Origin of the sequence: Paracoccus sp. (in: a-proteobacteria) (assembly GCF_032007265.1) — a bacterium.
GTDB lineage: Bacteria > Pseudomonadota > Alphaproteobacteria > Rhodobacterales > Rhodobacteraceae > Paracoccus.
On the sequence record NZ_DALZMB010000035.1, the window covers coordinates 21,014 to 35,533 of the forward strand.

Consider the following 14,520-nt stretch of genomic DNA (forward strand, 5'->3'; position numbering starts at 1 on the left):
TATAGCGTCTTTTCGACAGCGTCTGTCGGACATGGAAAGGGCGGCTTGCGCCGCCCCGGTTCCTTTGGATCAGCCCAAGCGGTAGTTCGGGCTTTCGCGCGTGATCTGCACGTCATGGACGTGGCTCTCGCTCAGCCCGGCGCCGGTGATGCGTACGAATTCGCATCCGCCCCGCATATCGGCGACGGTCGCATTGCCGGTATAGCCCATGGCTGCGCGCAGCCCGCCCACCAACTGGTGGATCACCGCTGCGGCTGTGCCTTTATAGGGCACCTGCCCCTCGATCCCTTCGGGAACCAGCTTGTCCGAAGCCGCATCCTTTTGGAAATAGCGATCGGCCGAGCCGCGCGCCATAGCCCCAAGGCTGCCCATGCCGCGATAGGATTTGAAGGTGCGGCCCTGGTACAAGATCACCTCGCCCGGGCTTTCATCGGTGCCCGCAATCGCGCTGCCGACCATGGCGCAGGATGCCCCAGCCGCAATCGCCTTGGCAAAATCGCCCGAGAATTTGATCCCGCCGTCGGCAATCACCGGAATATCGCCTGCCCCTGAAACCGCATCCATGATCGCGGTCAGCTGCGGCACGCCCACGCCCGCAACGATGCGCGTCGTGCAGATCGAGCCGGGGCCGATCCCGACTTTGACGGCATCCGCGCCGGCATCAATCAGCGCTTTCGCACCCGAGGCAGTGGCGACGTTGCCCGCAATCACCTGCACCGAGCTGGAGAAGTTCTTGATCCGGCTGACGGCCTTGCCCACGCCCTCGGAATGGCCATGTGCGGTATCGATCACAACCAGATCCACACCAGCTTCAATCAGCGCCATGCTGCGCTCGAAACCCTCTTCGCCAACGGTCGAGGCCGCAGCCACGCGCAGGCGTCCCAGATCGTCTTTACAGGCCAGCGGGTTGAGAACTGATTTCTCGGTGTCTTTCAGCGTCAGCAAACCGGTCAGCTTGCCGGAATCATCCGTGACCAACAGCTTTTCGATGCGGCGGGCCTTCATCATTTCGATGGCCTGCGCGCGATCGGCAGGCTCGTGAAGAATCGCCAGATTGTCGGTGGTCATCATCACGCTGACGGGCGTGTTGTCATCGCTGGCAAAGCGCATGTCACGGTTGGTCACGATCCCCACGACCCGGCCCGAGCCGTCCACAACCGGAAAACCGCTGACGCTATAGCGCTCTTGCAGGGCCTTGGCATCCGCCAGCGTCTGATCCGCGCGCAAAGTGATCGGCGAATAGACGATACCCGATTCGAAGCGCTTGACGCGGCGAACTTCGGCCGCCTGCTGTTCGGTGGTCAGGTTGCGGTGGATGACGCCGATCCCGCCCGCTTGTGCCATGGCAATGGCCATCCGGCTTTCCGTCACGGTGTCCATAGCCGAAGACAGCAGCGGAATATTCATGCGGATCTGGCGGGTGACATAGGTGGTCACATCCGCAGTAGAGGGCATCACGGTGGATGCTGCGGGTACGAGCAATACGTCGTCGAAGGTGAGAGCCTCGCGAATCTGCATGGAACTATCCTTGTCAGTGTTCGATTTGGCACTTTCCCCTTTCACGCGGCCAAGGAAAAGTCCAGCCCGTCTGTCAAGTAATTTTGCGGCTTTCCCGTGCCCCATGCATCCGTCGCGATTTCGCGGCACAAACAAGCGGCCCTGCCCCCTGCCTGACACATTGCAGCATCAGTTGAATTCTTTCGTCTAAGGCGGCCGGTTTAGGCGATCAAATGACGTTGACCTTACGTCCGTGGTTGCGTCAGGGACACGATTGACACGCACCGATCCATCAAACGCTACGTTTTCAACGAGACTGAATTGACCCATCAACTTTGCATGAGCAACCATAACCATGGGATCAGCGAAATTTCAGGGAGGGGAACCATGAAACTTACCATCACCACGCTCGGCGCCTTGTTGCTTGGCGCCACCGCAAGCGTTGCAGGCGGCATCGAACGTGCCCCACAGTCCTTGGCGGTTCTTTTCGAAGAGGGGAACTACGCTGAACTTAGCTTTGGTGGTGCAAATCCCAAGGTGAAGGGCAAGGATATTGCGGGCTTCAGCACTGGCGATGTCGCGCAGGGTTACGGCTTTTTCGGCCTCGCCTATAAGCATCAGTTCAACGACAACCTCTCGGCGGCCATCATCGTCGAGCAGCCCTTTGGCGCAGACATTCGCTATCCGATGATCGCGGCCCCGCTGGCTGCCTACGACGTGCTGGACGGCACGCGGGTTCTGGTGAACTCGACGACCTATACCGGTCTGCTGCGCTATAAGTTCGAGAACAACTTCTCGGTTCACGGCGGCATTCGCGCCTCGCGTGCGGATGGCCAGGTAAAGCTGAGCGGGGCGGGCTATGGCGCATTCTCGGGTTACGATCTGGATATCGACGGGGCCTGGGGCTTGGGCTGGGTCGCGGGTGCCGCTTACGAGATCCCCGAACTCGCGGCGCGCGTCTCGCTGACCTATAACTCGCCGATCAGCCATGATTTCGACATGACCGAAAGCGGGCCGATCGTCGGGGCTTTGACCGGCGGTGCGACCGATACGGTCTCGGGCAAGCACAAGGTCAAGACCCCGCGCAGCTGGATGCTGGAAGCGCAATCGGGCGTGGCCAAGGATACGCTGGTTTTCGGCTCGGTTCGCTGGGTGAAATGGTCCGAGTTCAAGGTCGACAACTTTGTCTTCCCGCAGCCGACAGTGGCCGGTCCGGTTGATCTTGTCACGCTGGAGGACACCACCACCTATACGCTTGGTGTCGGACGCAAGTTCACGGACAATTGGTCGGGCTCGGCCTCGTTCACCTATGAGCCCTCGAAAGGCGACACCGTTTCGCCTTTGGCGCCTTACAATGGCCGCAAGGGTATCACCCTTGCCGCGATCTACACCCAGGACAACGTCAAAATCACGACGGGGATCAACTACTCCAAACTGGGCGGGACCGAGCTGGGCGTTGGCCCCAATGGCAACAAACGCACCGTCGCCGAGATGGATGATGGTGAACTATGGGGCGTTGGCGTGCGCGTCGGCTATAGCTTCTAAACAGCGACTAAGGCCCGTTATTGGCCTGGATGATCAAAAGGCCCCGCAGTTGCGGGGCCTTTTTTCATTTGGCACGCCGGATGGGTTTTGCCCAAGCGTTAAAGCCGCAAGGCCCAGTCGCTATCGGCAAAGAATCAGCCCGCAGCGATCGGCCCTAACACCAGATCCGCAATCACTCAGCTAAGCCCGTCTCGTTCGGATCTTTCAGGGCCAGAACCAGTTGGGTGAAATGCTCGCCACGTTTTTCGAAATTCGGATATTGATCGAAACTGGCCGCGGCCGGGGCCAGCAAAACGGTTTCGCCCGGCTGAGCCTCGGCGGCGGCATGGGCGACCGCTGCCTCCATTGTTTCGGCGATCTCATAGGGGGTTTGGCCAATCTCAAGCGCGAAATCGCGGGCGGAATGTCCGATCAGATAGGCTTTGGTGACATTGCCCAGATGGGGCAGCAGCGATGAAATTCCGCCATCCTTGCCCAGCCCACCCGCAATCCAGCGAATGTTTTTAAAGGCCAACAGCGCCTTTTGCGCGGAATCGACATTGGTGGCTTTGCTGTCATTGACCCAGCGCACGCCATCGATCTCGGCCACGGTTTGGCTGCGATGCGGCAAACCAGCAAAGCTGTGCAGAGCCGATTCAATTTCGCGCGGGGCGAGGCCCACGGCGCGACATGCCGCATAGGCCGCACAGGCGTTTTGGTGATTATGCTCGCCCGGCAGACCCGTGATGGCGCGAAGATCGAATGAGGCGACCTGGCGGCCTTTGCGGTATTCCGCCAAAAATCCCTTGCGCGCGAAAACCGACCAGCCAAAGCCGTCAAGCTTTGCCCCAGCCGAGACGCGGATCACCCGATCATCGGCCGCACCCTGCCCCAATTGATCCGCCAGATACTGCCCCTCGATTTCATCGACACCGATGATGGCCCGGTCAGGGCCACCTTCGGCAAACAGGCGGCGCTTGGCAGCGAAATAGCCGCCCATGCCGTTATGGCGGTCCAGATGATCTGGCGAAAGATTGGTGAACACCGCAACATCGGGCGTCAGCGCGCGCGCCAGATCAGTCTGATAGCTGGACAGTTCCAGCACGACGACCTCGCCATCGACCGCGGGTTCGAGCGAAAGAACCCCGGTGCCGATATTGCCGCCCATCTGCGTCGGTCGGCCGTTTTCTTGCAAAATATGGTGGATCAGCGCGGTTGTCGTGGATTTCCCATTCGAACCCGTGACCGCAATGACACGCGGGAATGTGTCGAACTGATCCCATTCGCTGCTGGCAAAGCTGCGGAAAAATAACCCGATGTCGTTATCGACCGGAATGCCAAGACGATAGGCCATGGCGATGGCGGGATGGGGTTTGGGATAGAGATGGGGAATGCCGGGGCTGGTGATCAGCGCCGAGACCCCTTGCCACGAGGTTTCGCGGGTCAGATCGCGAAGGGTGAGCCCCTGGGCCTCGGCCTCGGCGCGGGTATCGGCGCCGTCATCCCAGACGATGACGGATGCCCCCCCCTCGGCCAAGGCGGCCGCAGTGGCGCGGCCCGAGCGGCCAAGGCCTAAAACGGCGATGATCTGGTTCTGAACGCCCTGAACGGGAATCATTTGCGGCCCCTTTGCAATCTGGCGCCGGGGGCGCTTCGCCCCCCGGACCCCCAGAGGATATTTCATCATGGAAGAAAAAAGCAGCCCCTGAGGGGCTGCAGCAGTTTAGCGGATCTTGAGCGTAGCAAGCCCGATCAACGCAAGGATCAGGGCAATGATCCAGAAGCGGATGACGATCTGCGGCTCGGCCCAGCCCTTTTTCTCGAAATGGTGGTGAATCGGGGCCATCAGGAAGACGCGCTTGCCCGTGCGTTTGAAATACAGCACTTGGATGATGACCGAGAGCGCCTCGACCACAAAAAGGCCGCCGACAACGGCTAGGACGATCTCATGCTTGGTGACCACGGCGATTGCGCCCAGTGCCCCGCCCAGTGCCAGCGAGCCGGTATCGCCCATGAAAACGGCGGCAGGCGGCGCGTTATACCACAAAAAGCCCAGACCACCGCCGATGAGCGCGGCCACGAAAACCGCAAGCTCGCCCGTTCCCGGAACGAAGTGCACGCCCAGGTAATTCGCGAAATTGGCGTTACCGACCATATACGAGATGATGGCGAAAGTCGCCGCCGCAATCATCACCGGCATGATCGCAAGCCCGTCAAGACCATCGGTCAAGTTCACGGCATTGGCCGCACCCACGATCACGATCATGGCGAAGGGCACGTAGAAAATGCCCAGATTGACCAGCGCATTTTTCAAAAGCGGCAGCGCCAGTTGATTGGTCAGCGCGTCGGGATGCAGCCAAGCCGCTGCGAGACCCGCCAATGCGGCAATCAAAAGTCCAAGCAGCATGCGTACCCGGCCAGACAGGCCTGCATGGTGCTGTTTGGTCACCTTGGCATAATCATCGGCAAAGCCGATCGCGGCAAAGCCAAGCGTCACCAGAAGCACGATCCAGACATAGCCGTTATCCAGTCTTGCCCAGAGCAGCGTGCCAAATGTCAGCGCCGCCAGGATCAACAGCCCGCCCATGGTCGGCGTACCCGCTTTGGCAAAGTGGTTTTGCGGGCCATCATCGCGGATGGGCTGGCCCTTTTTCTGCTTGCGCCGCAGCAGATCGATCAGCGGCCTGCCAAACAGGAAGCCAAAGATCAGCGCCGTGAAAAATGCGCCCCCTGCCCGGAAGGTAATATAGCGAAACAGGTTGAAGAAATCGCCGCCGTCAGACAGGCTCGTCAGCCAATAAAGCATCGCTATCCCCTTTTCTCAGGGGCGCTGCTTTGCCGCGAAGCACGCAGCGCGTCAACCACCGTCGAGACCTTCGACGATTTGGACCCCTTGACCAGCACGATATCGCCGGTCGCGGCCAGCTCGCTTGCGCGCGCGGCCAGTTCATTTGCAGATTGGCACCAGATCCCGCGCTGATCGGCAGGCAGCGCCTGATAAAGGGCATGCATCAGCGGCCCGGCAGCATGGACCACCGCGATTTGGCCGATGGCAGGATCATTGGCCATATTTCGATGGAGCGCGACCTCGTCGGGGCCCAGCTCGAGCATGTCACCCAAGATCGCCACCCGTCGTCCACCCGATAGCCGGGCCAAATTGGCCAGGCCTGCGGAAAGCGAGGTGGGGTTGGAGTTATAGGCATCATCAATCAGGCGCAGCCCGTCGAGATCCTCGATCGCGCCGCGTCCTTTTGGGGGGGACCAATGCGCTGAAAGCGCTTGTGCGGCGGCCTTGACATCGGCACCGGCCGCGCCGATCGCGGCCAGCACCCCGACCGAATTCATCGCAAAATGCAGACCCGCGCTTTGCAGGTGGTAATCGATGATTTGACCGCCGATCTTTGCGCGGATCAAAATATTATCACCCTGCGTTTCGGCCTTCAGAAGCTGTGCCATGCCATGCGTGCCGAACCCGATCAGAATCGCACCGGCAGCATCAGCCGCATCGCGCAACAAGGGAGTAGTTTCCAGATCTTCGGGGAAAATTGCAGTTCCCGCAGGCTCGAGCCCAGCAAAGATCGCGCCTTTTTCGCGTGCAATGTCGGCGATGCCGTCAAATGCCTCGAGATGGACCGCAGCGACCGTCGTGATCATCGCGACATGTGGGCGCGCAAGGCGGGCCAGGGGCTCGATCTCGCCGGGGTGGTTCATGCCCAGTTCAAGAATCGCAAAATCGCTGTCGGCGGGCATGCGCGCCAAAGTCAGCGGAACACCCCAATGGTTGTTATAGCTGGCTTCGGCGGCATGGATCTTGCCCTGATTGGCCAAGGCCACCCGCGCCATATCTTTGGTCGAGGTCTTACCCACAGAGCCGGTGATGGCGAGGACCCGCCCCGACATCCGCGCGCGCCCCGCACGACCCAGGGCAGCCAAGCCCGTCAGCACATCATCCACCAGCAACAAAGGTGCATCCGCGCTAACGCCGTCGGGGATACGGCTGACCAAAGCGGCGGCTGCGCCTTTTGCCAATGCCTGTGCCACGAAATCATGGCCGTCACGCACATCTGTCAGCGCGACGAACAGATCGCCCGGCGTCAAAGTGCGCGTATCGATGGACACGCCCGTGGCTGCCCAGTCGCCGCTCGTGCGGCCACCTGTTGCGGCAGCAGCCTCTGCCGAAGTCCAAAGTGCGGTCATATTTTGCCGTCCAAAGCTGCCATCGCGACCGAGGCCTGTTCGGCATCGTCGAAGGGGAAAATATCCTGTCCGATGATCTGGCCGGTTTCATGGCCCTTGCCCGCAATCAGCAAGGCATCACCCGGCTGCAGCGCATCGACACCGCGCAAGATCGCCTCGGCGCGGTCGCCGACTTCGATGGCATCGGGGCCAGCCCCTGCCAGAACTTCGGCACGAATGGCGGCCGGATCTTCGCTGCGCGGGTTGTCATCGGTCACAAAGACCACATCGGCATAAGCGCGCGCGGCCTCGCCCATCAGGGGTCGTTTCAGCCGGTCGCGGTCCCCACCAGCCCCAAAGACCACGATGATGCGGCCCATGACATGGGGGCGCAAGGATTGCAAAGCCGAAGCCAGCGCGCCGGGTTTGTGCGAATAGTCCACGAAAACCGCCGCACCGTTTTCACGGATCGCGGCCAGCTCCATGCGGCCGCGCACGGTGGTCAGCTTGGGCAGCGCCTCGACGATTGCCTTGGGATCATCGCCGCTGGCAAGCGCCAGACCGACGGCTGCCAGAACGTTCTCGGCCTGAAAGCCACCGATCAATGCAAGGCGCACCATAAAGGTCTCGCCCATCAGTGAGAAACGCAGATCCTGTCCGGTTGCGTCATAGCGCTGGCCCAGAATACGCAAATCAGCGCGCTGATCGCGCCCCACGGTGGTCAGTTCCAGCCCACGGTCTGTTGCAATCTCGGCCATCTGACGGCCCCGCAGGTCGTCGATATTGATGACGGCCCCTGCACCTTCTTCAAGGATATGGTTGAACAACAGTGCCTTGGCGGCGAAATATTCGTCAAAATTCTTGTGATAATCCAGGTGATCCTGGCTGAAATTGGTAAAGGCGCCCGCCTGAACCCGCACGCCATCCAACCGCCGCTGGTCCAACCCATGCGAAGAGGCCTCCATGGCGACATGGGTGACCCCTGCGGCGGCGGCCTCGGACAGGACGCGGTGCAGGGTAATCGGCTCGGGGGTGGTATGGGCCAATCGCGCCTCGTAATCGCCCTGCACGCCCATCGTGCCAAGGCTGATCGAGGAATGTCCCAGCAACTGCCAGATCTGGCGCGTGAAGGTTGCCACCGAGGTTTTCCCCGAGGTTCCCGTGACCGCCACGACAGTTTCGGGCTGGGTACCAAACCAAAGCGAGGCGGCACCAGCAAGGGCCGCGCGTGCATCCTCGGCGATGACCAGCGCCGCATCCGATCCTGCAAGATCACCTGCCGCGATGGACGCACCTTCGCGGTCGGTCAGAATGGCGACCGCGCCTTGGCGCAAGGCATAGGCGATGAACTCGGCCCCATGCGACACCGAGCCGGGCAAGGCTGCAAACAGAAAGCCCGGTTTGACCTGACGCGAATCGACCGCCAGCCCCGTAATATCGGGGTCGCGGCCCTTGTCCCCTCTTAGCCCCAGAAGGGACAGCCGTTTCGCAGTATCAGTCACGTGGACCCCGTTATATCAGTTCGCGACCAGCTTTAGCCCATCGGGAAGTCGCGGTTCAATGGTTGGCAGCTTGGATTCGGTCTGCGGACGCAGCCCAACCAGCGGCGCAAGGCGGCGGATCAACTCGGCCGCGACGGGCACAGCCGTCAAACCCGCGACGCGCGATTCCCCGCCCCCTGCCGTGCTTGCCGAAGGCTCGTCCAGCGTCACGACCAGCACATATTTCGGATCGCTGGCGGGAAAGACCGAGGCAAAGGTCGCCACAACTTTGTTCTTGTAATAGCCGCCCGTCGGACGCGGTTTATCGGCGGTGCCGGTCTTACCCGCGATTTCATAGCCCTCGACATCGGTATTGCGGCCACTACCCCGTGTTACCACCTGACGCAGCAGATCCACGGCGACTTTGGCGGCTTTAGGCGACAAAACCTGCTCGCCCTCTTGGTGCTTATGGCCATGAACCAGCGTCGGGCGCACGCGCTTGCCGTCATTTGCGATGGTCGCATAGGCTGATGCCAGATGCAGCGGGCTTGCTGCAAGGCCGTGACCAAAGGACACGGTCGCAGCCGTCACCGCCGGCCAACGCTGCGGAACCAGCGGACGCCCGGTCGGCGCCTCGGTCATCTCCACCGGCGTTGCCTCGAAAAAGCCCAGCTTTTGCAGGAAGTCCTTTTGGCGCTCGACGCCCACCATCTGCGCCACGCGCACCGTGCCAACGTTCGAGGATTTGGCAATGATATCGGCAACCGAAAGCTGGCGGCCGTAATTGTGGAAATCATGGATCAGATACTTGCCGATCTTCATCGGCGAGGATGAGTTGATCATCGTATTGGGGTTGATCAGCTTGGCATCGATCGCTTGCGCCACCGGAAAGATCTTGAAGGTCGAGCCAAGTTCATATTGGCCCTGAACGGCACGGTTAAACAGCGGGCTATCCGAGGCATCACCCTTGGTCAGCGGACGTGGGCGATCATTGGGGTCGAAATCTGGCAGGCTGGCCATAGCGACGATCTCGCCGGTCTGAACCTCCATAAAGATCGCGGTCGCGCCTTTGGCATTCATGACCTTCATGCCATTTGCCAGAACCTCTTCCATAGCGGCCTGTGCGCTAAGGTCGATGGACAAAGACAGGGGCGCGCCGTCATTGGCCGGATCGCGCAGCCAGCCGTCAAAGGCCTTTTCCACCCCGGCCATGCCCAGAACTTCGGCGCTGCTCACGCCTTCATTGCCAAAGGTCGCGCCGCCCAGAATATGGCTGGCCAAATGCCCGTTGGGATAAAGACGCATTTCGCGCGGCCCGAACAAAAGGCCGGGCTCGCCGATGTCGTGAACGGCCTGCATCTGCTCGGGCGAGAGTTTTTTCTTGATCCACAGGAAGGTGCGCTTGCCGGTGAAATCCTTGGTCAGCCGCTCTTGATCAAGGTCCGGAAAGACCTTGGCCAATTCGCGTGCGGCACGCTTGGGATCAATCATCTGCTGGGGATGGGCGTAAAGCGAATGGGTCAGAAGGTTGGTTGCCAGAACCCGCCCCGCGCGATCGGTGATATCGGCACGCTGCGAAATGATCTGGGCGCCGGTTGTCTGAACGCGCGGCTCGGTCGGTTGGCTTGAGGCCAGCCCGCCCATGCGCAGCCCGACCGTCGAAAAGGCCACAAGGAAAACCGTCGCCAAAAAGACCAAACGCCGCTCGGCGCCACGGCGCGAGCGGTCCTGAATTTCCGCATGACGACGCGCGCGGTTTTCAGCCTCGATGTCATCGGGGTTTTCGCCCTTTTCGCGCGCACGCAAGATCCGGGCCAAAGGGCGAAGGGGTGTTCGGATCATGGCTCACTCTCCTCCAGGGGGGCTTCGGCGTCGGGCAAGACAACCGGCTTAGGCAGCGCATAGGCCACCTGGCTGATATCGACGAACTGATCCGAGGTGATCGGCACCAGCTTCAGCTTTTCAAAATTCAGATCGACCAGCTCGCGCAGCCGCGCGGGCCGGTTCAAAAAGGACCATTCGGCGCGCAATAGGCCAATGTCCTGGCGCAGTCCGCCGATCTGATATTGGATGGATTCCATTTTTTTGATGGCATCCTGCGTGCGGTAATTCTCTCGATAGGCCCAAAAGGCCAGCCCCATCACCACCAAAGCCGTCGTGAGATAGAGAATAGAGCGCATCAGCTTTTCCCTGGTAACATCGGCAGCCCCAGGACTGACGGATCGACATGGCCCGCCGGTGCACCGGTGCGGATCGCCACCCGCAACAGCGCCGAGCGGGACCGTGGGTTGATGTCCAATTCGTCATCATCAGGCCCGATCGCGCGGCGGAAGGGCATTTTAAAGGCAGCGGCCTGTTGCTCGGCCGCGGGCGCATAACGGCTGCCCCCTCCCGCGCTGTTCGAACGCTGCTGCATGAAGCGCTTGACGATGCGGTCCTCTAGTGAGTGGAACGTGACCACCGCCAGCTGCCCGCCTTCTTTCAAGGCGCGCTCTGCGGCGGCCAGACCTGCGATCAGCTGGCCAAATTCGTCATTGACCCAAATGCGGATCGCCTGAAATGACCGCGTCGCCGGATGGCTTTGGCCGGGCTTGGCGCGCGGCAGGCAAGATTGCACGACTTCGGCCAGCTGCGAGGTCCGCTCAAGCGGGCGCGCCGCAACAATCGCCTTGGCAATCCGGCGCGAGGCGCGTTCCTCGCCATAATGATAAAGCACGTCGGCAATCGTCTTTTCTTCGGCGGTATTCAGCAACTCGGCCGCCGTCGGTCCCGTATCGCCCATACGCATGTCCAAAGGCCCGTCGCGCATGAAGGAAAAGCCGCGCTCGGCCTGATCCAGCTGCATCGAGCTGACGCCCAAATCCAGCACAACCCCATCCAGAGGCTCGCCAGCCAGACGGTCCATATCCGAGAAGGTCCCCTGCACCAGCTGAAGCCGGGGGCCAAATTCACCCGCCCAACTTTCGGCCATAGTGAAAACCGAAGGGTCGCGGTCGATACCAAATACCTTGTCGGCACCGGCCTGCAACAGGCCGCGCGTATAGCCACCCGCACCGAATGTCCCATCGGCCCAAACGCCTTGAACAGGCGAAACAGCCCGCAACAGCGGGTTAAGAAGAACTGGAATATGGGGATCAGTTGCCGTGCTCATGCCGCACCCTCTTTTGGCGCGCCGCGCATTGGTAAAAGCGACAAGGGATCAGCCCCTGGCGCAAGATTGGGAACCTGGGCCTCGATCCGCTCCATCTGTGCCTCATAGGCCGCGGGGGCCCATAGCTTCAGGTGATCGCCCGATGCCATGAAGATCGCCCGGTCGATCAGACCGATTTTCTCACGCAGGCGTTGGGGCAGGACCAGACGGCCATCCTGATCAATCTCGGCTTCATCCGAGAGACCATGCATGACCATTTCCAGGTAGTTGCGATCATTCGAGCCGCGCGGCATCTGGGCGATGCCATCATCGATCTCGTCCATCGCTTCGATTGTATAAAGGCGCATATGATCCCAGTCGCGTGTTCCGTAAACGATGACCATATGGGCGCGGTCACTGCTTTCGGCCCAGTCAGGATCGCAAGCTTCAAAGACGCGGCGAAATTTGGCGGGGATCGAAACGCGACCTTTCGCGTCGACCTTGACCTCTTCCGACCCTCTGAACCTGCGTGCCACCTGCGCGCACCTTTCACTGTCCCTCTTGGTGCCATTCCGGTTGGTTCCGGAAAAGCAAAGGGCGGATCGGGCTGCTGCCACTGCCCGATCCGCCGCCCTCGTTCCCATTACTGGGCCCCGAAGTTTCGGGGATCGCCTGACTTTCGCGCCACCTGGGGGAGGTGCTGCTCACGCGCGTATCAGGTCGTTTTATGGAAGCGGGTGCCTGTATGAAGCCTGCTAGCTCGCCGTGGGATCTTGATCGTCCCTTGAAGCCCGTTTCCGTGATAAAAGGGATGCCATGGGAAATCATGGGAAGCAACGGGCAATTTTGGGCCAAACCATGCACCGGCGGTTTCCCACTTGTGAACACGCCGTGAACAGCGCGCGGGCCTCGCGATTCTCTGGATAGGTGTCGTGGGTCAATAGGGTAACGGACACTAAATCTGGTATAAGCCAGACTGTGGCAAGAAAATCCCACTTTTTCCCAAAAAGATCTTCAACCGCCGGCGCTAAGCCAAGTCGTCGAAAATATCTTCGACCTGCATCGATCCGGCAGGCATACGAATCACACGAAATTTCACATCAGAGTGATTCGAGACGGGCCGTTCTCTGTAGTCCCAAAAACAGTTCCCGTAAATTCCCAACACCCGCCCGAATTGAAAAGACATCCGGACGAGTGCGTTATTGGTGTGGCGTTATGCCATGCCGCCGCCAATGAGGCGGTCTGCCAGACGGCCATAAGCCTCGGCAACCGCGCCCTCGCCCGCCGCAATCGGACGACCTGCGTCACCGGCCAGCCGGACTTCCAACTCTAGCGGGATCTCGCCAAGGAACGGCAGATCATGCGCCCGCGCCTCAGCCGCGACACCGCCATGCCCAAATAGATGCGCCTCGTGGCCGCAATTGGGGCAGACATAGGTCGACATATTCTCGATCAGACCCAATACGGGCGTCTTGAGCTTGTCGAACATGTCGATTGCCCGGCGCGCGTCGATCAGCGCGACGTCCTGGGGCGTCGAGACGATGATGGCCCCCGAGACATGGGCCTTTTGGCACAGGGTCAACTGCACATCCCCGGTGCCCGGCGGCAGGTCGACCAGCAAGACATCCAGCTCTCCCCAGTTCACCTGGGTCAGCATCTGCTGAAGCGCCCCCATCAGCATCGGGCCGCGCCAGACCACGGCCTCGCCGTCTTTCATCATCAGACCCAGCGACATGACGGTCACGCCATGAGCATGCAGCGGCTGAATGGTTTGGCCGTCACTGCTGGGTTTGCCGGTAATCCCAAGCATCCGCGGCTGCGATGGGCCGTAGATATCGGCATCCAGCACGCCGACCTTGCGCCCCTTGCGCGCCAGCGCCACCGCAAGGTTCGAGGTCACGGTCGATTTCCCAACCCCGCCCTTGCCCGAGCCGATCGCAAGGATGCGTTTGACCCCAGCAACCTCGGCAGGTCCATTCTGCGGGGTTGGATGGCGGCCAATCGTCAAATTGGGCGGCGCCCCTGCACCCGCGCCCGAGCTTTTTGTAACCGGCGCCGCCTGACCGCGCGCCGCGGTGCTGGTTGGCGCAGTCATCACGATCTGGACCTTCTCAACGCCGTCCAAGGCACCCAAGCGGCGCTCGGCCTCGGCCTGGGCGGGCGCCAAGGCGCGCGCGATATCGGCATTTGCAACCTCGATAACGAATCGAATCGTCGCCTGATCCAGCACCAAAGCGCGCACAAGGTCGCGCGAAACCAAGGTTCCGCCGCCCGGCACGGCAATTTGGTCAAGTTCGTTCAGGACAGCCTCGCGTGAGATCGCCATCTTGCACCCCGTTCTTCCAATGATGCCGCAGAATGACAATTTGCCGCATCGACGGCAAGCACAGTACCCAGACTTGCGCCCAAAGCATTGCGACCCAGCGTCACAGCCAACGCACTTGTCATAAAACTGACGGATTTCCGTTACAGATAAAGGAATTCTTATCACATTTCAGTTAGTAACAAGAGGCTTGGTCAGGATGAGTTATGCTCTTGCTGCATAGCAGCATCGCAACCTCAGGGCATTGTGCAGACGCAGAATTTACCCCATGTTGGCCCTAACACAGCGACAGGCATCCGGCCTCGAGCACAAAGACGGAAAGCGGTAGTAGGAAATGGCACTTCTTGATCTCAACCATGGTTCGGCTCGCAATGCGGCAGCCTCGACCG

11 protein-coding genes are annotated in these 14,520 nt (G+C 60.7%); 1 reads left to right on the plus strand and 10 read right to left on the minus strand.

Going from position 1 to position 14,520, the window contains the following annotated elements:
• Positions 1-69: 69 nt before the first annotated feature.
• Positions 70-1,518, minus strand: a complete 1,449-nt coding sequence (guaB, locus tag RTS12_RS09520; protein ID WP_312527844.1) for an IMP dehydrogenase — start codon at positions 1,516-1,518, stop codon at positions 70-72.
• 366 nt (positions 1,519-1,884) lie between these two features.
• Between guaB and RTS12_RS09525 the strand changes: the two genes are divergently transcribed.
• The gene (locus tag RTS12_RS09525) at positions 1,885-3,042 is read left to right on the plus strand and encodes an outer membrane protein transport protein (protein WP_312527846.1); all 1,158 of its coding nucleotides are present in this window, start codon (positions 1,885-1,887) and stop codon (positions 3,040-3,042) included.
• 172 nt (positions 3,043-3,214) lie between these two features.
• On the opposite strand, the gene murD is transcribed toward RTS12_RS09525, so the two are convergent.
• The 9 genes from murD to RTS12_RS09570 form a co-directional block, all read right to left on the minus strand.
• Positions 3,215-4,639 (minus strand): UDP-N-acetylmuramoyl-L-alanine--D-glutamate ligase, encoded by a 1,425-nt coding sequence (gene murD, locus RTS12_RS09530; protein WP_312527848.1) that lies wholly within the window; start codon positions 4,637-4,639, stop codon positions 3,215-3,217.
• 105 nt (positions 4,640-4,744) lie between these two features.
• Positions 4,745-5,827: a phospho-N-acetylmuramoyl-pentapeptide-transferase gene (gene mraY / locus RTS12_RS09535; RefSeq protein WP_312527850.1), complete on the minus strand. Its 1,083-nt coding sequence runs from the start codon at positions 5,825-5,827 to the stop codon at positions 4,745-4,747.
• A gap of 2 nt (positions 5,828-5,829) precedes the next feature.
• Complete coding sequence (murF, locus tag RTS12_RS09540; RefSeq protein WP_312527852.1) at positions 5,830-7,218, minus strand: UDP-N-acetylmuramoyl-tripeptide--D-alanyl-D-alanine ligase; 1,389 nt, start codon at positions 7,216-7,218, stop codon at positions 5,830-5,832.
• Complete coding sequence (locus RTS12_RS09545) at positions 7,215-8,699, minus strand: UDP-N-acetylmuramoyl-L-alanyl-D-glutamate--2,6-diaminopimelate ligase (RefSeq protein ID WP_312527855.1); 1,485 nt, start codon at positions 8,697-8,699, stop codon at positions 7,215-7,217. Before RTS12_RS09545 ends, murF begins: the two co-directional genes overlap by 4 nt.
• A 15-nt stretch (positions 8,700-8,714) precedes the next feature.
• Positions 8,715-10,520: a penicillin-binding protein 2 gene (locus RTS12_RS09550; protein WP_312527856.1), complete on the minus strand. Its 1,806-nt coding sequence runs from the start codon at positions 10,518-10,520 to the stop codon at positions 8,715-8,717.
• Positions 10,517-10,858, minus strand: coding sequence for a cell division protein FtsL (locus RTS12_RS09555; protein WP_312527858.1), 342 nt, complete (start codon positions 10,856-10,858; stop codon positions 10,517-10,519). Before RTS12_RS09555 ends, RTS12_RS09550 begins: the two co-directional genes overlap by 4 nt.
• A complete protein-coding gene (rsmH, locus tag RTS12_RS09560) occupies positions 10,858-11,829 on the minus strand; it encodes a 16S rRNA (cytosine(1402)-N(4))-methyltransferase RsmH (RefSeq protein ID WP_312527859.1) in 972 nt (323 codons plus the stop codon). The genes RTS12_RS09555 and rsmH overlap by 1 nt, the downstream gene beginning before the upstream one ends.
• Positions 11,826-12,344, minus strand: coding sequence for a division/cell wall cluster transcriptional repressor MraZ (gene mraZ / locus RTS12_RS09565; protein ID WP_312527861.1), 519 nt, complete (start codon positions 12,342-12,344; stop codon positions 11,826-11,828). Before mraZ ends, rsmH begins: the two co-directional genes overlap by 4 nt.
• A gap of 677 nt (positions 12,345-13,021) precedes the next feature.
• Positions 13,022-14,134, minus strand: coding sequence for an Mrp/NBP35 family ATP-binding protein (locus RTS12_RS09570; RefSeq protein ID WP_312527863.1), 1,113 nt, complete (start codon positions 14,132-14,134; stop codon positions 13,022-13,024).
• Positions 14,135-14,520 lie beyond the last annotated feature (386 nt).